This window comes from Rummeliibacillus pycnus, assembly GCF_050459865.1.
In the GTDB taxonomy this organism is placed as follows: Bacteria; Bacillota; Bacilli; order Bacillales_A; family Planococcaceae; genus Rummeliibacillus; species Rummeliibacillus pycnus_B.
In genome coordinates, this window is record NZ_JBCMNM010000077.1 from 107003 (window position 1) to 127437 (window position 20435).

Genomic DNA, 20435 nt, shown 5'->3' on the forward strand with positions numbered 1-20435 from the left:
TCTAATGAATAAATGAGGAGAGATGTAGGGATGGCTAAAGAATATACAGTAGCAGTTGTTGGAGCTACAGGCGCAGTAGGAACAAAAATGATGGAGCAGCTTGCAAAGCGTAAGTTTCCTATTGGGAAATTAAAGTTACTCGCATCAAAACGTTCTGCTGGTAAGGAACTTACATTTAATGGTCAAACATACACAATAGAAGAGGCTACGCCAGAAGCTTTTGAAGGAGTAGATTTTGCATTATTTAGTGCAGGCGGATCTGTTTCAAAAGCATTAGCACCTGCTGCAGCAGAACGAGGAGCAGTTGTTATCGATAATACAAGTGCATTCCGTATGGATCCAGAAGTTCCTTTAGTAGTACCAGAAGTGAATCCACAAGATTTAGCGACTCACAAAGGTATTATTGCCAATCCAAATTGTTCAACTATTCAAATGGTTGCAGCACTTGAACCAATTCGCCAAGCATTTGGATTGAAAAACTTAATTGTTTCTACATATCAAGCCGTTTCAGGGTCAGGAATAAGCGCGATTGAAGAACTAAAAGAACAAAGCTTAAATTTTGACCAGGCAAAGAATGTAGAAGCACATGTGTTACCGGTAAAAGGCGATAAAAAGCATTATCCGATTGCTGGAAATGTCATTCCACAAATTGATGTATTCACTGACAATGGTTTCACATATGAAGAAATGAAAATGATTAATGAAACAAAAAAAATTATGCATGCGCCAGAATTACCAGTTGCTGCAACATGTGTCCGTGTACCAGTAGTTGCTGGACATTCTGAATCTGTTTATATTGAAATTGATCAAACAGACGTAACTGTGGAAAGTATTAAAAGAGTATTGCAAGAAGCACCAGGTGTAATTGTGCAAGATGATATCTCGTCACAAGACTATCCAATGCCAATTTACACTGAAGGCGAAGATGCAGTATTTGTTGGACGTATTCGAAAAGACTTAACAAAAGATAATGCTTTCCATCTTTGGATTGTGTCAGATAACTTATTAAAAGGTGCTGCATTAAATTCAATTCAAATCGCAGAGAAGATGATTGAAGACGGATTAATCTAAGGGGGCATAACAAGTGAATATTGGTAATGTTGCTACTGCTATGATTACACCGTTTCGTGAAGATGGTTCAATTCATTTTGAGCAGGTTTCAGAAGTAATAGAGCATTTAATAGCAAACGGTACCGATGCAATTGTTGTTTGTGGCACAACAGGTGAATCGCCAACATTGTCACATGACGAGAAAGTTGCTTTAATTCATTTTGTTTTGAAAAAAGTTGATAAAAGAGTTCCTGTTATTGCAGGGACTGGGAGCTATAATACGCAAGCTTCGTTGGAACTTACCAAAGAGGTTGAAGCAGTTGGTGTTGATGGAGTTATGTTAGTTTGTCCTTATTACAACAAACCAAGTGAACGAGGTATCTATGCACATTTTGCAACAATTGCAAAATCCACATCGTTACCAGTAATGTTGTACAATATTCCAGGACGTTCAATCGTGAATATACAACCGAAAACCATTTTAGATTTAAGTGAAATTCCGAATATTCAGATCATAAAAGAGGCTAGTGGTAGTTTAGATCAAATGACAGAAATTATAGCTGGAGCTCCTGATGGTTTGGAAGTATACTCAGGGGATGATGGCTTAACATTACCTCTACTAGCAATTGGAGGTTCAGGTGTAATTTCCGTTGCAGCACATATAGTGGGAAATGATATGCAAAAAATGATTGCATTATTTAAAGAAGGTCGTAATCAAGAAGCAGCAACGATACATCAAGCATTATTACCATTAATTCGAGCTTTATTTTCTACGCCAAGTCCTTCAACTGTAAAATACGCATTAACCAAAATAGGAATAGGGTCAGAAGATGTTAGATTACCGATTGTAAGACTGACAGATAAAGAAAAATTAGCCTTTGACCTTGCGTGGGAAGAATATTTGGAAAAGCAAAAACAATTTTAGAAAATAATTTTTTGAATGGGTAGCCTGCCCATTCTTTTTTTGTTTGTGAAAACTCTCAACAATAGATATAATGAGTGTAAGTGGTTTGTGTTCGGGATTATTTTAGGAGGAAATCAAGTGGTAAAAACAAAAAATGAAGTTATTCGCGTCATTCCACTAGGTGGCGTTAGTGAAATCGGCAAAGCTATGTATGTCGTTGAAATCGATGAAGAGCTTTTTGTCGTAGATAGTGGACTTATGTTTCCTGAGGATGATATGTTAGGAATAGATTACGTGATTCCTGATATGTCGTACTTAGAAGAAAATAAAACGCGTGTGAAAGGTATTTTCCTAACACACGGTCATGAAGATGCGATTGGTTCAATAGCATATCTTTTACAAAAAGTGAATGCACCTGTCTACGGTTCTAAATTGACAATTGCATTAGCAAAAGAGCATTTAAAAGATTTACCTGCTCCATACCCGGTTAAATTCTTTGAAGTAACGAAAAAGAGTCGTATGAATTTCCAATCTACGCATGTAACATTTTTCCACACAACACATAGTATTCCAGACTCTTTAGGGATTGCTTTCCATACTTCAGAAGGTGCAATTGTGCATACTGGAGAATTTAAATTTGACCAATCAGCACAAGGTAAATACAAACCGGATATTGCGAAAATGGCTACATTAGGTGAAGAAGGTGTTTTCATCTTAATGTCTGATTCAACAGAGGCAGAACGCCCTGGATATACGATCCCAGAAAACGTAATTCGTGAAAAACTTGCAAAAACATTCCATCAAGCAGAAGGAAGAATTTTAGTTGCTCTTTATGCATCAAACTTTATACGCATTCAACAAGTATTCGATCAAGCAACAGCTGATGATCGTAAAATAGCAATTGTAGGCCGTAGTTTAGAACATGTATTTGAAATAGGTATGCGTTTAGGTTATCTGTCTGTAGATCCTGAACGAATTATTCCAATTAGTAAAATTAACGACTATGCCGATGATGAAATTGTAGCAATTATTACAGGTAAACAAGGTGAACCACTAGAAGGATTAGAAAAAATCATCCGAAAACACCACCGTGATATCCGTATTAAAACTACAGATACAGTACTAATTACATTTACACCTTCACCAGATATGGAGGTACAAATTGCTGATACAATGAATAGTCTTGCGAAAGCAGGTGCTAAAGTTTTATCAGCTGATACTAAGGTTCATGTTTCAGGCCATGGTGCTCAAGAAGATTTGAAATTGATGTTGAATCTTATGCAACCAAAATACTTTATCCCAATTCAAGGGGAATATCGTATGCTGATTGCGCACTCTAAATTAGCTCAACAAACAGGTCTATCTAAATCTCAAATCTTTATTGCTGATAAAGGGGATATCGTTGAATATAAAGGCGGTAAAATGCGTATGAGTGGCCGAGTAACGGCTGGCAATGTTTTAATCGATGGTATTGGTGTCGGTGATGTAGGTAATATTGTCTTACGTGATCGTAAATTACTTAGCCAAGATGGAATTTTTATCGTTGTTGTAACGATTAATCGTCAACAGAAAAAAATTGCCTCAGGTCCAGAAATTTTATCTCGTGGATTTGTTTATGTAAGAGAATCTGAAGAGTTACTAAGTGAATCTTCTGAATTAGTAAAAGCAGTTGTCGAAAAATATGTGAATAAAGGATCATATGAATGGACAAATATAAAACAAGAAATCCGTGACACGCTAAACTCTTATTTATTCCAAAAAACGAAACGTCGACCAATGATAATCCCTATTATTATGGAATATTAATGCGTAAGCGGACAAAAAGGATTTCCTAACCTCAAGATTGGTAGGAAATCCTTTTTTCCTTTCAATACATGAAGATAAAAGAGAGTAGGTGGAGGCATGGCAATAGCAAAAAAGGGACCTGCAAAGTCAAAAAAAGCATCATCAAAAACAAAAAAAGATACACCATCGCATCCATTAATGTATGAAATTATTGGTCTCATTTTAATTGGGTTTGCAATTATTATATTTTTTGAATATGGTCCTGTAGGGAGATTGTTTCAATTTATAGCACTATTTTTATTTGGAAACTGGGCAATAATTGTTCCGTTTTTATTTATCGTTAGTGCACTTTTATTAATGTTGAAACGAACGGTCCCCAATTTAAAAAATCGATTAATATTAGGAAGTTTGCTAATTACAGGGGGACTAACATTATTTAGTCATATCGCATTGTTTGAACAACTATTTGAAGGGAATGCAATTCAAAGTAATTCCGTTTTAAAAGAGACATGGCGAATATTAATTACTAGTGGTGGTATACAAGATCATAGCCACGCATTAGGCGGTGGTATGATTGGTGCAGTGTTATTTGCATGTTTTTATGCATTATTTGACTCTGCAGGTGCTAAAATTGCCGGTTGGTTAATGGTACTCATTGGCATTGTTTTAATTACAGGAAAAGCGCTTATTCCGTATTTGGCTAGCAAATGGCCATCCATAAAAAAATCAATCCTTCAAATGAAAAAAGATTCTGGGGATTCTATAAGTAGACGCCAAGAAGCGAAAAAGAAAAAGGAAGATGAAAAGAAAGTCAATTCTCGAAGAAATCGAAAAAAAGAGAAGTCAGACTCAACGATTCATGATGAAGAGCATCATGCAGCAACAGAAATTGAGCCGGTATTAGAAGAACGTAGAGAACCGATTATTTCTGCCTTTACACAGAGAGTTCAAGAAGATCATTCTAAACCAGAAATGCCAGTAATAGGTGAGGGAGATTTACATATAGATGTAGATCATCCACCGATTGATACCTCCGATGTGGTTGAAAATAAAGCGTATCAATTACCTGCAATGAATTACTTGAAACTTCCACCACATACTGACCAAAGTGGTGAATTTGAATTAATTCAAGATAATGCGCGTAAATTAGAACAAACTTTCCAATCTTTTGGTGTCAAAGCGACAGTTACTCAAGTTCACTTAGGACCAGCTGTAACTGAATATGAAGTTTTACCTGATCGAGGCGTAAAAGTAAGTAAAATAGTTGGGTTACAAGATGATTTAGCATTAGCACTTGCGGCAAAAGATATACGTATAGAAGCACCAATTCCAGGCAAATCAGCAGTTGGAATTGAAGTGCCAAATAAGGAAGTTGCAATTGTAAGTCTGCGTGAAGTGTTAGAATCTAAACAAAACAATAAACCTGATGAGAAATTGTTAATCGGTTTAGGAAGAGATATTACGGGTGAAGCAAAACTAGCGAAATTGAACAAAATGCCACACTTACTTGTAGCTGGTTCAACAGGTAGTGGTAAATCCGTATGTATTAACGGCATTATCATTAGCATATTAATGAGAGCAAAGCCCCATGAAGTTAAAATGATGATGATTGACCCTAAAATGGTTGAATTGAATGTTTATAATGGAATCCCTCATTTACTTGCGCCAGTTGTAACAGATGCTCGTAAAGCTTCTCAAGCATTGAAAAAAGTAGTCTCTGAAATGGAGAGACGTTATGATTTATTTTCACATACTGGAACACGTAATATTGAGGGCTATAACGAACAAATTGAGCGATTCAATGAGGAAAACGGAGAAAAACATCCTAAAATGCCATTTATAGTGGTCATAGTTGATGAATTAGCAGATTTAATGATGGTTGCTTCTAGCGATGTGGAAGATTCAATTACTCGATTAGCACAAATGGCACGTGCTGCAGGAATTCACTTAATCATTGCTACGCAAAGGCCAAGTGTCGATGTAATCACGGGTATTATTAAAGCGAATATACCATCCCGAATTGCTTTTGCTGTATCTTCTGCTATTGATTCTCGCACAATCCTTGATATGGGTGGCGCTGAACGTCTTTTAGGTAGAGGAGATATGTTATTCTTACCAGCTGGAGAATCGAAACCTGTGCGGGTACAAGGTGCTTTTGTTTCTGATCAGGAAGTAGAACAGATTGTTGATTTTGTTATAGCACAGCAAAAAGCCCAATACCAAGAGGAAATGATTCCAACTGATGAAGAAGAAATTCAAGATTTAGATGATACAGATGATCTGTTTGAAGAGGCCGTTCAATTAGTTGCTTCACAAGACACTGCATCTGTATCTTTCCTTCAAAGAAAACTTAAAATTGGCTATGCAAGAGCTGCACGTATAATGGATCAGATGGAGGAAAGAGGGATTGTTGGTCCGGCTGAAAAAAGCAAACCAAGAGAGGTCCTGATTGGAAAATAATTTTAATAGATAATTTTGATATTAACCAGAGAATGTAAAAAAATACCTATATTAGAATAGTAATATAAAAAAATATCTGTTTTAACACAGTTTTTTCTGAAAGTTATTTATTTACCTAAACAAAAATGGTATAGTAATGTCTGATTAGTAGGAATGTTTTACGTCTGATGTCTGATCTCTGATCTCTTTTGGTGGTGGTTTATATGACAATTAAGTCTGATCATCGTCATCTCTATCTTCAAGTGATTGATCATTTAAAGGCAGATATTGATCAAGGTGTTTACAAAGAAAATGAAAAACTACCTTCTGAATTTGAATTATCGAAATCACTTGGAGTCAGTCGTGCAACACTTCGTGAAGCTTTAAGACTGTTGGAAGAAGAAAATATTATTGTTCGAAGACATGGTGTTGGTACCTTTGTTAATCCGAAACCTTTATTTACATCGGGTATTGAACAACTCTCAAGTATTTCCTCTATGATAGAGGATGCTGGAATGCAGCCCGGTACAAACTACATAAGTTCTTCCGAGCAGCTTTCGAATGAAGAAGATATAAAACGCTTTCAATGTGATGCTGATGAATCATTAATAACGATTGAACGTGTGCGTACAGCAGACGGTGAACCGGTCGTGTATTGTGTGGACCAAGTACCTGCAAAATATTTACCAGCAGACTTCTTGCTTCGACATAATTCATCCATTTTCTCGGCCTTAGAGGAGTCTGGGGAAATTCATGTAGCTTATGCAGTTACATTTATTGATCCAGTTGGCTATCATAGTCAAGTTTCTCCAATATTACAATGTGGGCGTGAAACAGCGCTCTTAGTTTTAAAACAGCTCCATTATGATGATAACGATCGTGTGGTGCTCTATTCACGTAATTATTTCAGAGCTGATAAATTCAGTTTCCATGTAGTACGAAAACGTGTGTAAAATAAGTATTCATTCCTGCTATCGAAAAAAACAATATAACTTACTTTTGGGGGGATTTCAAGTGAAAACACGTAAAATCGGTTTAGCACTTTCTGCACTTCTAGCATCTGGTACATTACTAGCAGCTTGTGGTTCAAAGGATGCAACAGAAACAAAAAAAGGCAGTGACAAAAATTCATTCTCAGTAGCAATGGTGACTGACGTTGGCGGTATTGATGATAAGTCATTCAACCAATCGACTTGGGAAGGTATTCAAAAATTCGGTAAAGACAATGGCTTATCTAAAGGTAATGGTGGTTATGATTACCTACAATCTAATTCTGAAAGTGATTACAATACGAACCTTAACGGCTTGATCCGCCGCAACTTTGATTTAGTATACGCTGTAGGCTTTAATTTACATGACTCTGTATCAGAAGTAGCAAAACAACAAAAAGATGCCAAAATTGCTATCATCGACTCAGTAGTTGAAGGTCAAGACAATGTCGCTTCAATTATGTTCAAAGCAAACGAAGCTTCTTATTTAGCAGGTGCTGCAGCAGCATTACAATCTAAAACTGGTAAAATTGGTTTCATCGGTGGTATGGAAGGTGACATCATTGGCGGATTTGAAGCAGGCTTCGTTGCAGGTGCTAAAGCTGCTAATCCAAAAGTAAAAGTTGATGTTCAATATGCAGGTACATTTGGCGATGCTGCAAAAGGTCAAGCAATTGCTAAACGTATGTATGATTCTGGTTCTGATATTATCTTCCACGCAGCTGGTGGTACAGGTAATGGATTATTCACAGAAGCGAAAGAACGTAAGAAAAAAGATCCAAATGCTGATGTATGGGTAATCGGTGTTGACCGTGACCAATATGATGAAGGTAAAGTGGATGATAAAACAAACGTTACTTTAACTTCAGTATTAAAACGTGTTGATATTGCAGCAGAACAAGTAGCTAAACAAACTAAAGATGGTAAATTCCCTGGTGGTGAATTGATTACTTTTGGTTTAAAAGACAATGGTGTTGACTTAGCTGATTCTCGTGGTGCGATTACTCCAGAAACACAAAAGAAAGTTGACGATTATAAAGCAAAAATTATTAGTGGTGAAATTAAAGTTCCTGAAAAACCAGGAAAATAATATTAACCATTATCATCATAAAGGCCAGTATCTCCAGGTCTTTATGATGTTTTTATCTATTAAAAAATTAATAGATGAAGGTATTTGAAGATTTAAGAGGATTTTTTATAAAATCTATTTTTGTAAAATTACAGATATTAATCTTCAGACGTTAATATTCTGAAAATAATTCCTCTCCCTCTTTAAATGCTTTCTTGTGTTAATTTTTTAACCTTGTTAGTTTATTAATTACACTCATAAATTTATAGTGTCCAAGGGAGTGAACACATTGGAATATGTGATAGAGATGCTTGGAATTCGCAAACAATTTGGCGATTTCGTAGCAAATGATAACATCACCCTTCAGCTAAAAAAAGGCGAGATTCATGCACTATTAGGAGAGAACGGTGCAGGGAAATCGACATTGATGAACGTGCTATTTGGTTTATATCAACCAGAAGCAGGTACAATCAAAGTTCATGGCAAGGATGTCAAAATTACAGATCCTAGCAAAGCAAATGATCTTGGAATTGGTATGGTTCATCAACACTTTATGTTAGTTGAAAATTTCACGGTGACTGAAAATATCATTTTAGGTAGCGAACCTACTAAAATGGGTTTGATCAATATTCGTGATGCAGCGAAAAAAGTACAAGCACTATCTGAAAAATACGGTTTAAACGTAGACGCAAATGCTAAAATTGAAGACATTTCAGTTGGAATGCAACAACGTGTTGAAATTTTAAAAACATTATATCGTGGTGCTGAAATCCTAATCTTCGATGAACCAACAGCGTCCCTAACACCTCAAGAAATTACAGAATTGATACAAATCATGAAACGCCTTATAAAAGAAGGTAAATCCATTATTTTAATTACACATAAATTAAAAGAAATTATGGAAGTTTCAGATCGTGTAACAATTATTCGTAAAGGTAAAGGGATTGGAACTGTTACTACAGCTGAAACAAACCCAGATCAACTTGCTGAAATGATGGTTGGTCGACATGTTGTCTTCAAGACTGAAAAAACGGAAGCACATCCTACTGACGTTGTATTAAATATCGAAAACTTAACTGTTGCCGATAATCGTGGTGTAGATAAAGTTAAGAATTTAAACCTTACCGTTCGAGCTGGGGAAATTGTTGGGATTGCAGGGATTGATGGAAATGGTCAATCAGAACTAATCGAGGCAATAACTGGTCTTCGCAAGGTGAAACGTGGGAACGTCACTTTAAAAGGTAAGAATATTATAGGGTTAAAACCTCGTAAAATTACAGAATCAGGAATTGGGCATATTCCTCAAGACCGTCACAAGCATGGCCTTGTATTAGACTTTCCGATTGGACATAATATCGTTTTACAAACTTATTATCAAAAACCAGTTTCTAAAGGCGGTATTATCGATTATAAAACAGTAAATGATATTGCCAAGAAAATTATTGAAGAGTTTGATGTACGTACACCGAACGAAATGACTCCTGCACGTGCATTATCAGGTGGTAACCAACAAAAAGCAATTATTGGTCGTGAAATTGATCGTGATCCAGAATTACTTATTGCAGCATTACCTACACGTGGATTAGACGTAGGTGCAATTGAATTTATCCACAAACGTCTAATTGAACAACGTGATAAAGGTAAAGCAGTTTTACTTATCTCGTTTGAATTAGATGAAGTAATGAATGTTTCAGATACGATTGCGGTAATTCATGATGGTTCTATTATTGATACAGTATCACCTCATGAAACAACTGAACAAGAACTAGGTTTATTAATGGCTGGTCAATCACTCCACAATGATCAAAAAAAGGTAGGTGACGAATAGTGTCTAAACGTACGACAAATATTCTTGTCCCTGTCATTTCGATCATCTTAGGCCTAATCGTAGGTGCAATTGTGATGCTTGTCAGTGGGTTTAGCCCAGTAGATGGTTATATCGCATTATGGAATGGGGTATTTGGTAATAGTTATAACATTGGTGAAACAATCCGCCAAATTACACCATATGTATTTGCTGGTTTAGCTGTAGCCTTTGCATTCCGTACTGGGTTATTTAACATCGGTGTAGAAGGACAATTGATTGTAGGTTGGTTAGCAGCAGCGTATGTAGGTTATGCATTTGATCTACCTAAAATAATTCATCTTCCATTAGCATTATTAGCAGCAGCAGTTGCAGGAGGATTATGGGCGTTAATTCCAGGTTTACTAAAAGCTAAATTACAAGTGCATGAGGTTATTGTTACGATTATGATGAACTATATAGCACTTCATGTAGCAAATGCGGCAATTACGGCATTATCTGATGGTGGGGAAAAAACTGAAAAGATTCATGATTCTGCATCTCTTAGATCTCCATTCTTTGAATCTATCACAGATTATTCTAGATTGCATTGGGGATTTGTAATAGCAATAATAGCAGTAATCGTCATGTGGTTCTTATTAGAGAAAACGACACGTGGTTTCGAGCTAAAATCTGTTGGATTTAATCAACACGCATCGGATTATGCAGGTATGAATGTAAGTAAAAATATCGTTCTTGCTATGGTGATATCTGGTATCTTCGCTGGTCTTGGCGGAGCAATGGAAGCGCTAGGTACATTCGGTAATATTTCTAAGATGACAGCATTTACTGGTATCGGTTTTGATGGGATCGCAGTTGCCTTATTAGGTGCAAACCAACCATTTGGTGTATTACTAGGAGCAATACTCTTTGGGTCATTAAAAAATGGTGGACTAAATATGCCAAACGAAGCTGGAATCCCAGTAGAAATCGTATCAATTGTAATTGCCTTGATTATTTTCTTTGTAGCATCAGGTTATATCATTCGAATAACACTTGAACGTTTAAGTAAGAAAAAAAAGGAGGAAAAATAACATGAGTTTCTTAGAAGTGTTATATTTCATTGTTCCTTCTGCTATTTTCTATGCAGCACCATTAATAGTGACCGCAATTGGCGGTGTATTCACTGAAAGATCAGGTGTCGTTAACATTGGTCTTGAAGGTGTAATGATTATAGGGGCCTTCAGCAGTATTGTCTTCAACTTAACATTTGCAGATTCTCTCGGTGGATGGACACCTTGGGTAGGGTTACTTGTTGCGATGGTTGTAGGTACTTTGTTCTCACTAATTTTAGCAGTAGCGGCCGTATCATTCCGTGCTGACCAAACGGTTGCAGGGGTTGCACTTAATATGTTAGGCTTAGCGATTGCTGTATTCTCAGTTAAGATGTTATATGACAAAGGTCAAACGGATTCAATTGCAGAACGATTTTCTCGTTTTGATATTCCAGGATTAAAGGATATTCCGATTTTAGGGAAAATGTTCTTTACGGATGTTTATGGTACATCTATTTTAGCGATTGCCGTTGCATTTATTGCTTGGCTTGTAATCTATAAAACACCATTTGGTTTACGTTTGCGTGCTGTGGGGGAACATCCAATGGCTGCAGATACAATGGGTGTTAATGTAACGAAAATGCGTTACATTGCAGTAATGATTTCAGGTGCACTTGGTGGTATCGGTGGTGCAATTTATGCACAAGCAATTGCAGGAAACTTCAGTCAAGGTACAATCAGTGGACAAGGTTTCATGGCTATTGCAGCTATGATATTTGGTAAATGGCATCCACTAGGAGCAATGGGTGCAGCTCTATTCTTTGGTTTTGCACAGTCTTTAAGTATTGCTGGAGCTTCAATTCCAGTAATCAAAGATGTACCTGATGTCATTTTGCTAATCTTACCTTATGTATTAACGATCTTAGCTTTAGCTGGATTTATCGGTAAAGCGAGAGCGCCGAAAGCATCTGGTACACCATATATAAAAGGTAAACGCTAATTGTGATTTAACCAAAAAAGACTGGGCATTAGCTCAGTCTTTTTTGATTTTAAAGGTTCTAAAAAGTTGAGAAGTAAGGGTGCACGCCACGGCATGCCTGCTAAAAAACAAATTGTGTAAAAAAACGCAGTGGGTTTAAGCGGTTTGTGTGCTGAGAGTGCTGGTGTATTAGCTAAACAAAATAACTGAATTTTATTTGGAAAACACATATGTACATAAGTTCTTTTCGTAATATGTTTTAGTTGAAAACGAAAGATAAAGTGGATATTAGAAAATTAAAATAGAGGTAATGTGTTTAGTGCAAAAGTCTAATTTGCAACCTACTTTTACATTAGTTGCAATTTTATTCAATTGCCATGTATAGTTGGAGTAATGGTTTGTTATATTAAGTAGATAGGAGGGGTTTGAATGTTTAACACTATAGAAGTAGCAAAAGACGTTCATATTCATACAAGAGTAACCGATCAATTTAAAACAGTGAATTTTTCGCTGAAATTACGAAGACCTTTAGAGGAAAAGGAGGCTGCAGCAAGAACTGTTTTATCAAATGTATTGCAACATAGTAATGCCAAATTCCCATCTACTGCTAGTATGCGTATGTATCTAGATGATTTATACGGTACAGTATTATATTTAGATACAACTAAAAAAGGAAACGAACATACCGTTTTATTAAACGTTGAGACTGTTAATGATCATTATTTGAAACATGGTGATGTATTAGGGAAAGTTTTAGAATTAATGCATACCGTGATTTTTGAACCGAATTTTGAGAATAATGTTTTTAAAGAAAACATCGTTGCACGCGAAAAAGAAATGGTCAAAGAACGTATTCAATCGATTTTTGATGATAAATCACGCTATGCACAAAATCGTTTAACGAAAATCTTAGCGCCAAATCATCCAGCCTCCACTTCTGCAAATGGGACGATACCAGCTGTTGAAGCTATCACACCACAAACTTTAACTGATACATATCAACGCATGCTTGCTGAAGATGTGATTGATATCTATGTAGTCGGTGATATTGATGAAGCGAAAATGGTTGAAGATTTAAAAAGAGCATTCCCATTTGGAGACCGAAAATCAGTATTTGAAAACAGTGTTTTACCTAAAATTCAACCAACAGATTCCTATGTGAAAGAAACACAAGATATGAAACAAGGAAAACTGCACATTGGTTTTACTACACCTGTTTTCTTTAAAGATGCGGATTTTCCGAAAATGCAGATCTTTAATGGTATTTTTGGTGGTTATGCTCATTCGAAATTATTCATGAATGTTCGTGAAAAAGAAAGTATGGCTTATTATTGCTCAAGTTCATACTCAGCACAATATGGTTTAGTGTATGTAATGTCTGGAATTGATGCTGAAAATGAAAAGAAAGCTACTCAATTAATTGATGATCAATTGACTGTTATGCAAAATGGTGAAATAACAGATTTGGAAATGACACAGACAAAAGCAATGCTTCAAAACCAATTAAAAGAAGCTTTGGATTCTGCACGAGGTCAGATTGAAATTTACGATCAATATAAAGATTTGGACGAAGATTTCAATGTGGAAGCATGGCAAGCAAAATGGCAAGCTGTGACAAAACAAGACGTTGTAGATATGGCTAAGCAATTGCATAAAGAAACCGTCTATTTCTTAAGTGGAATGGAGGACAAAAAATAATGGAAACAATTCGTTTTGATCAATTAGATGAAACACTTTATTATGAAAAGCTAGAGAATGGATTAGATGTCTATATTTTACCGAAAAAGGGCTTTTCTAAAACATTTGTAACGTTTACGACAAAATATGGTTCAGTTGACCGTTCTTTTGTGCCACTTGGTGAACAAGAGGCAATTACAGTACCAGATGGAATTGCCCATTTTTTAGAACATAAAATGTTCGAAAAAGAAGATGGAGATGTGTTCCAAAAATTTAGTGAGTATGGTGCATCTGCTAATGCTTTCACTTCATTTACAAGAACAGCGTATTTATTTTCTGCAACGAATCATCTTTATGAAAGTACAGAAACTTTACTAAACTTTGTACAGGAACCATATTTCACTGAAAAAACAGTGAATAAGGAAAAGGGGATTATTGGTCAAGAAATTACAATGTATGATGACCAACCCGATTGGCGTCTTTACTTTGGTACGATTGAAAATATGTTTAAAGAACATCCTGTGAAAATTGATATTGCAGGTACTATAGAATCGATTGACCAAATTACAGCGGATCATTTATACACATGCTATCACACGTTCTATCATCCATCTAATATGCTTTTATTTGCAATTGGAGCATTAGAACCAGAGGAAATGATGGCAGCCATTCGCGAAAACCAAGCGAAAAAAGAATTTGCAGAACCTACTCCGATTAAACGTATTGAAGTAAATGAACAAAGTGGAGTAGCTATCCCTGAACGCTCATTACGTATGGATGTTTCAAAATCCAAGGTGTCCGTAGGTCTTAAAGCAAAAGAGACTAACTTATCAGGCCGTGATATGTTGAAGCATGAACTTGCGATTAGTTTAACACTAGATATTTTATTTGGTCGTTCTTCTGATTTCTATACAAAAGTATATGAAGAAGGGTTAATTGATGAGTCCTACTCATATGATTTTTCTTTAGAACATGGTTTTGGATTCGCCATGATCGGCTCTGATACGCATCAACCTGATAAATTAATTGAAGCGATTAAAGAACAATTGAAAAAAACAGAGGAAAAATGGCCATTTGGTCAAGACGAATTAGAACGAGTAAAACGTCGCAGAATTGGTTTTAACTTAAGAGCTCTTAATTCAATTGAATTTATAGCAAATCAATTTACACGTTATAAGTTCAATGATATGAATTTATTTGATTCCGTATCGGCTATTGAAGAGTTGACTGTAGAAGATGTTCAACTAGCTTTTAAATCTTTACAAGGTGAATCTCAACAAACTGTCTTTAAAATTTTACCTTTAGAGGTCAATGCTGAATCAGATACAGCAAAAGAAGGTCAAAATTCATAATGAAAAAATTTGCTTTAGTATTAGGCGCTTCCGGTTCAATCGGAAGTGCCATTTGCCGTGAACTAGCAGACCACGGTTGGTCTTTATATATGCAATACAATCATCACGTGGATACGGTACAAGTTTTGAGTGATGAATTAATCAGAACATACCCAGACCAAGAATTCATGACGATACATGCGGATTTAACAGATGAATTTGCAGCAACAACCATTGCTCAATCTGTATTTTCATTAAAAGCAATTGTTGTTGCTAGTGGTCAAGCACTATATAAGCTTGTTGAAGATACTACTGTTGAAGAGATGAATGCTCTATGGAAAGTACATGTCCAAACCCCTATTCAGTTGATTGGCTTACTTTCTTCAAAATTACGTCAACATCAAGTAAGCTATATTACAATGATTGGTTCAATTTGGGGAGAAGCTGGTGGAGCTGGAGAAACACTGTATTCCACTGTTAAAGGTGCAATTCATGCATTTGTAAAAGCATATGCCCAAGAAGTTTCATATAATGGTATACGTGTCAATGCGGTAGCGCCTGGTTTAATTGATACGAAGATGAATGGTCATCTAAATGATGAAGAAATGTCTTCACTGTTATTAGATATTCCGTTAGAACGTGCTGGAAAACCTGAAGAAGTAGCCTATTTAGTAGCGTTTTTGCAATCTGGAAAAGCAGATTATATAACAGGACAAATTATGAGAATTAATGGTGGCTGGTACATATAATTATGATCTTTACACATACTTGATATGTGAAGGAGGGGTTATATGCCTATCATTGAAAATTGGCAAAAATGGACAAGCTTTTTAGGGCAAAATGTTGCACAGGCCGAGCATGCTGGTATGCCTAATAAAATAATTCAACAAGCAGCGTTACAAATCGGTGAGTATTTAGCTAAAAATGTTGATCCTAAAAATGAACAAGAACGCGTACTCTCTGATTTGTGGGGCGTTGCATCCGAAAATGAAAAAGAAGCATTAGCGAATTGCGTTCTTAAACTAGTGCAAAGTAAGAATCTACAGTAGTTGTTTTTTCTGTGTCGATTAACCGCAGAAGAGGCTATTACAGTACTTATGAAGTACGTGGGGTTGCCTTTATAGTGTTTTTTTACACTTTTAAGGCAACCCCTTCGTTTTTTTCTTTTCATATGTACAAAAATCGGCTATTATGGAACATAGAAATGTCTTAAGCGTCTTATAATAGAAGGGATCGTTGTATGTGAAAGAATGGTATTTTGAATATGAAATACAAGTCAATCGCCCCGGATTATTAGGTGATATTGCGTCATTATTAGGTATGCTTAGAGTTAATATCGTAACGATAAATGGTGTCGATCAAGTACGAAGAGGTATGCTATTACGTGCTGAAAACGAAGAACAAATTGAACGATTTAGAAATATTGTTTCGACAATGGAAATGATAAAAGTTACGAAATTTCGACAACCTACCACTCGAGATCGTTTAGCCATTCGACATGGTCGTTATATTCAACGAGAGGCGGATGAGAAGAAAACGTTTCGTTTTGTTCGTGATGAACTAGGTATACTTGTAGATTTTATGGCTGAAATTTTCAAAAAAGAAGGTCGTAAGTTAATAGGAATACGCGGTATGCCTCGCGTTGGAAAGACTGAGTCAATCGTCGCCGCTAGTGTTTGTGCAAACAAACGTTGGTTATTTCTATCATCTACAATGATAAAACAAACAATACGCAATCGATTACTTGGTGATGAATTTAACAGTAATAATGTGTTCATCCTTGATGGAATTGTTACTAGACGTTCTTCTGATGAACGACATCAACAATTAGTTCGGGAAATTATGCAATTACCGACAATTATCGTAATCGAACATCCTGATATGTTCGTGCAACATTCTGAATATACAATTGAAGACTTTGATTATATTATCGAATTAAGACATCATCCAGATGAAGAAATTACATACGAAGTGCTAGAGCGTAATAATAGCTTTTTACAAGATTCGGATGGTTTCGGTGGTTTTGGAGGATTTAATTTTTAACAGGAAGGTGTATACAATTGACAGAATTAGGAGCTCGTTTAAAGGAAGCGAGAGTGTCAAAAGGGTTTAGTCTGGATGATTTACAGGAAATTACAAAAATTCAAAAGCGTTATCTTTCTGCGATTGAAGAAGGCAATTACAGTATTATGCCTGGAACATTTTATGTACGAGCATTTATTAAGCAATATGCAGATGCAGTTGGTTTAGATACTAATGAATTGTTAGAAACCTACAAAGGAGATATTCCTGCCAACAAAACTGTAGAAAATGTAACAGCAACGGCGAACATCCAACAACCTCAACAACGACGTAGTCTGACGAAAAAGGCGGCTAAAAGTAGTTCAGATTGGATGCCAAAAATAATTGTTGCCTTATTTATCATCATTATTATTGCGGCTATTTGGTTCTTAAAACAACATAACTCTAGTAACGATGTAGTGGATGAACCGAAGCAACAACAAGACGTTAAGGTTGAATCAACTGATGTTCAATCAAATAGTAATAAGGATAAAGAAGTAAAAGGAAATTCTGCTACTGATACACAAGCAAAACAGGATCAAGCAGCAAAAGATCAAGCGAATGAAACAAAACAAAAAATCTCAAAAGGTATTTTAGAAAGTGATAGTGTTACAACTACTTATACTTTAACAAATGCGAAAGACTTTAAAATTAAAGTAAAACTAACAGGTAGTACTTGGGTTGGTATTCAAGATGAGAATGGTACTGAAATCTCAAATGAAGCAACGACATACAATCCACAACAAATGTATAATAATGGCGATGAAATTGATGTTGATGCTACAGGCAAAAAAAGCGTCCGTGTTCGACTTGGAGCCTCTGCAAATGGTACAGTATATGTAAACGATGAGAAGATTAAATTTGCAGCAACTCCTGCAGAACGTTATACTCAAAATATCGTTATTAAATTCGAGGAAGCAAAGTAGTCATCTTTCAAAAGATGACTTTTTCCTTTGCTAAGAAAGGTGAAAGAAATGAATATTCCTAATAGAATCACAGTCTCTCGAATTTGTCTAATTCCTATTTTTGTTCTTTTCATGGTATTAGATTTTGGCTGGGGAGATATGTCCATATTGGGCGTTACATTACCAGTTGAACATTTTGTTGGGGCTTTGATTTTTATTATTGCATCTATAACAGACTGGATTGATGGTCACTATGCACGTAAATACAATTTAGTGACAAATTTAGGGAAGTTTTTAGATCCATTAGCAGATAAATTACTTGTATCTTCTGCATTTATTTTATTAGTTGAATTGGGTTATGCACCTGCTTGGGTTGTTATTATTATTATTAGCCGTGAGTTTGCAGTAACAGGCTTACGATTAATTTGTGCAGAACAAGGTGAGGTTGTAGCGGCTAACCAACTTGGAAAAATCAAAACATGGGCACAAATCGTGGCGATTGCCTCATTATTACTTCACAACATTTTCTTTGAAATGTGGGGTATTCCATTTGGTACAATCATGCTTTATATAGCATTAATTTTCACAATTTGGTCAGGAATAGATTACTTCTGGTTAAACCGTAAAATATTATTAGAATCAAAATAATAGAATGTAGTAAGTTTAGGCTCATTTTGCATGACGAAAGATATTCGTTTGGCAACCACATTAGTGGCGTTTGAATTATTCAAATGAATGAGCCTTTTTTTTACCAATAATAAGGGGGATTTGAAGAATGAATACAGAAATTATTGCTGTAGGGTCTGAATTATTATTAGGTCAAATTACAAATACTAATGCACGTTTTATATCCAAACAATTATCTGAACTTGGAATTAATGTGTTCTATCATACAGTTGTAGGGGATAATGTTGGACGATTAGAAGAGGCAATTAAAATTGCAGAATCACGCGCAGATCTAATAATCTTTTCCGGTGGTTTAGGTCCAACAAAAGATGATTTAACAAAAGAAACAATTGCAAAACATCTACAAACAGAGCTAGTTTATGATGATTACGCTATGAAATCGATTGAAGATTTTTTTGTAAAACAAAATCGTAGCATGACGGAAAATAATCGTAAGCAAGCACTAGTGTTAAAAGGTTGTGAAGTATTAATAAATAAGCATGGTATGGCACCTGGTATGATTTTTGACCATGACAATCGCACATATATATTACTTCCTGGACCGCCAAAAGAGATTGAACCTATGTTCCAATTTGAAGCAAAGCCGAAGCTCGCAGCAAGACTTCATGAAGGTGCGAAGATTATATCACATGTGTTACGTTTTTATGGAATAGGAGAAGCAGAGCTTGAAGTACGTATACAAGATTTACTTGATAAACAATCAAATCCAACAATCGCCCCCCTTGCTTCAGATGGCGAAGTGACTCTACGTATTACAGCAAATGCTAAAAATGATGAAAAAGCATGGGAATTGATCAATAAAACAAAAGAAGAAATATTAGCTCGTGTTGGTGATTATTTATATGGCGTGGATGATGATTCTTTATCAAGTAAAGTAGCAGAAATGCTTATAAACAATAAGCTAACGATTGCAGCAGCTGAAAGTTTAACAGCTGGCCTATTCCAATCTGAACTGGCATCAAATGCAGGTATTAGCCAATCTTTACTTGGTGGAATGGTTACTTACACTGAACAGGTTAAAAAAGAACAACTAGGTATGCCTGAAGAAATACTTGAACAATTTGGAGTAGTGAGTGCTGAATGTGCTGGTGAAATGGCACGTCTTGTGAAAGAGAAATTCAATACAGATATTGGTGTTGGATTAACAGGCGCAGCTGGGCCGGAAGCACATGGTGACAAACCTGCTGGTACAGTTTGGATTGGTATTGCAATTAATGATGATAAACCATATACGTATCGCTTACAATTATCAGGCATGCGAAATACAAACCGTCTTCGTGCAGTAAAATTTGCTTTTCACTATTTAATCCAATTATTATCTAAAAAAGGTTATTCAAAACTTTAATTTTTAAGTATTTGAATCAATTTGGATAATGCAAAATTCATATAAAATATACGAACATTTCATGATAGTCAATTTTGTTCTTTGCAACGCTTTCGACGGCGAGTCCTTGAATGTATTCGCATTTCCTTTGTGCGATGTTAATTCAGTGAGGTTCATTCATAGTCCTACGGGAAAAGCTTGAGCTGTAAGCCACTTAGGAAAGTAGTGGAGGGCATTAAAAAAGTAAAAAGGCTGAAAATTCATTATAAAAATCTTGTATATCTATCTTTGTTGATGTGGAATTAGCGCAGACTCCTGCGGGAAAGCGGGACAGGTGAGACCCCGCAGGCAGCTAGGAGCTGCCGAGGAGGCTCAACGCTCGCCCGCGGAAAGCGAA

General features: G+C 35.9%; 17 protein-coding genes. All 17 read left to right on the forward strand.

The window, feature by feature from the left end; genetic code table 11:
- Window positions 1–30: 30 nt before the first annotated feature.
- The 17 genes from ABE048_RS15850 to ABE048_RS15930 all read left to right on the forward strand — a co-directional run bounded on the left by ABE048_RS15850 (window position 31) and on the right by ABE048_RS15930 (window position 20059).
- Entirely contained in the window at window positions 31–1071 is a 1041-nt protein-coding gene (locus ABE048_RS15850) for an aspartate-semialdehyde dehydrogenase (protein WP_430312239.1), read from the forward strand.
- A 13-nt stretch (window positions 1072–1084) separates the two neighbouring features.
- On the forward strand, window positions 1085–1975 hold the full coding sequence (gene dapA, locus ABE048_RS15855) for a 4-hydroxy-tetrahydrodipicolinate synthase (protein ID WP_430312240.1): 891 nt from the start codon (window positions 1085–1087) through the stop codon (window positions 1973–1975).
- A gap of 117 nt (window positions 1976–2092) precedes the next feature.
- Window positions 2093–3760: a ribonuclease J gene (locus ABE048_RS15860; protein ID WP_430312241.1), complete on the forward strand. Its 1668-nt coding sequence runs from the start codon at window positions 2093–2095 to the stop codon at window positions 3758–3760.
- A 96-nt stretch (window positions 3761–3856) separates the two neighbouring features.
- Complete coding sequence (locus ABE048_RS15865; protein WP_430312242.1) at window positions 3857–6199, forward strand: DNA translocase FtsK; 2343 nt, start codon at window positions 3857–3859, stop codon at window positions 6197–6199.
- Between the two features lie 203 nt (window positions 6200–6402).
- Window positions 6403–7131: a GntR family transcriptional regulator gene (locus ABE048_RS15870; RefSeq protein ID WP_430312243.1), complete on the forward strand. Its 729-nt coding sequence runs from the start codon at window positions 6403–6405 to the stop codon at window positions 7129–7131.
- Window positions 7132–7192: 61 nt separating this feature from the next.
- Window positions 7193–8257 (forward strand): BMP family lipoprotein, encoded by a 1065-nt coding sequence (locus tag ABE048_RS15875; RefSeq protein ID WP_430312244.1) that lies wholly within the window; start codon window positions 7193–7195, stop codon window positions 8255–8257.
- A 268-nt stretch (window positions 8258–8525) separates the two neighbouring features.
- Window positions 8526–10064 (forward strand): ABC transporter ATP-binding protein, encoded by a 1539-nt coding sequence (locus tag ABE048_RS15880; RefSeq protein ID WP_430312245.1) that lies wholly within the window; start codon window positions 8526–8528, stop codon window positions 10062–10064.
- Window positions 10064–11113: an ABC transporter permease gene (locus ABE048_RS15885; RefSeq protein WP_430312246.1), complete on the forward strand. Its 1050-nt coding sequence runs from the start codon at window positions 10064–10066 to the stop codon at window positions 11111–11113. The genes ABE048_RS15880 and ABE048_RS15885 overlap by 1 nt, the downstream gene beginning before the upstream one ends.
- Before the next feature lies 1 nt (window position 11114).
- Entirely contained in the window at window positions 11115–12074 is a 960-nt protein-coding gene (locus ABE048_RS15890; RefSeq protein WP_430312247.1) for an ABC transporter permease, read from the forward strand.
- Between the two features lie 408 nt (window positions 12075–12482).
- On the forward strand, window positions 12483–13751 hold the full coding sequence (gene yfmF / locus ABE048_RS15895; protein ID WP_430312248.1) for an EF-P 5-aminopentanol modification-associated protein YfmF: 1269 nt from the start codon (window positions 12483–12485) through the stop codon (window positions 13749–13751).
- Window positions 13751–15082, forward strand: coding sequence for an EF-P 5-aminopentanol modification-associated protein YfmH (gene yfmH, locus ABE048_RS15900; RefSeq protein WP_430312249.1), 1332 nt, complete (start codon window positions 13751–13753; stop codon window positions 15080–15082). Before yfmF ends, yfmH begins: the two co-directional genes overlap by 1 nt.
- On the forward strand, window positions 15082–15810 hold the full coding sequence (gene ymfI, locus ABE048_RS15905; protein ID WP_430312250.1) for an elongation factor P 5-aminopentanone reductase: 729 nt from the start codon (window positions 15082–15084) through the stop codon (window positions 15808–15810). Before yfmH ends, ymfI begins: the two co-directional genes overlap by 1 nt.
- 42 nt (window positions 15811–15852) lie before the next feature.
- A complete protein-coding gene (locus tag ABE048_RS15910; RefSeq protein ID WP_430312252.1) occupies window positions 15853–16110 on the forward strand; it encodes a DUF3243 domain-containing protein in 258 nt (85 codons plus the stop codon).
- 193 nt (window positions 16111–16303) lie between these two features.
- Window positions 16304–17104 carry a DUF3388 domain-containing protein gene (locus ABE048_RS15915; RefSeq protein ID WP_430312253.1) on the forward strand — a complete coding sequence of 267 codons (801 nt, stop codon included), beginning with the start codon at window positions 16304–16306 and terminating at the stop codon, window positions 17102–17104.
- 17 nt (window positions 17105–17121) lie between these two features.
- Window positions 17122–18048 (forward strand): RodZ domain-containing protein, encoded by a 927-nt coding sequence (locus ABE048_RS15920; RefSeq protein WP_430312254.1) that lies wholly within the window; start codon window positions 17122–17124, stop codon window positions 18046–18048.
- A 48-nt stretch (window positions 18049–18096) separates the two neighbouring features.
- The gene (pgsA, locus tag ABE048_RS15925; protein ID WP_430312255.1) at window positions 18097–18675 is read left to right on the forward strand and encodes a CDP-diacylglycerol--glycerol-3-phosphate 3-phosphatidyltransferase; all 579 of its coding nucleotides are present in this window, start codon (window positions 18097–18099) and stop codon (window positions 18673–18675) included.
- A 127-nt stretch (window positions 18676–18802) separates the two neighbouring features.
- The gene (locus ABE048_RS15930; protein ID WP_430312256.1) at window positions 18803–20059 is read left to right on the forward strand and encodes a competence/damage-inducible protein A; all 1257 of its coding nucleotides are present in this window, start codon (window positions 18803–18805) and stop codon (window positions 20057–20059) included.
- Window positions 20060–20435 lie beyond the last annotated feature (376 nt).

Coding starts and splice junctions, on each gene's coding strand:
- ABE048_RS15850 (WP_430312239.1), top strand. CDS start 31: ATGGCTAAAGAATATACAGTAGCAGTTGTTGGAGCTACAGGCGCAGTA.
- ABE048_RS15865 (WP_430312242.1), top strand. CDS start 3,857: ATGGCAATAGCAAAAAAGGGACCTGCAAAGTCAAAAAAAGCATCATCA.
- ABE048_RS15870 (WP_430312243.1), top strand. CDS start 6,403: ATGACAATTAAGTCTGATCATCGTCATCTCTATCTTCAAGTGATTGAT.
- ABE048_RS15890 (WP_430312247.1), top strand. CDS start 11,115: ATGAGTTTCTTAGAAGTGTTATATTTCATTGTTCCTTCTGCTATTTTC.
- yfmF (WP_430312248.1), top strand. CDS start 12,483: ATGTTTAACACTATAGAAGTAGCAAAAGACGTTCATATTCATACAAGA.
- yfmH (WP_430312249.1), top strand. CDS start 13,751: ATGGAAACAATTCGTTTTGATCAATTAGATGAAACACTTTATTATGAA.
- ymfI (WP_430312250.1), top strand. CDS start 15,082: ATGAAAAAATTTGCTTTAGTATTAGGCGCTTCCGGTTCAATCGGAAGT.
- ABE048_RS15910 (WP_430312252.1), top strand. CDS start 15,853: ATGCCTATCATTGAAAATTGGCAAAAATGGACAAGCTTTTTAGGGCAA.
- pgsA (WP_430312255.1), top strand. CDS start 18,097: ATGAATATTCCTAATAGAATCACAGTCTCTCGAATTTGTCTAATTCCT.
- ABE048_RS15930 (WP_430312256.1), top strand. CDS start 18,803: ATGAATACAGAAATTATTGCTGTAGGGTCTGAATTATTATTAGGTCAA.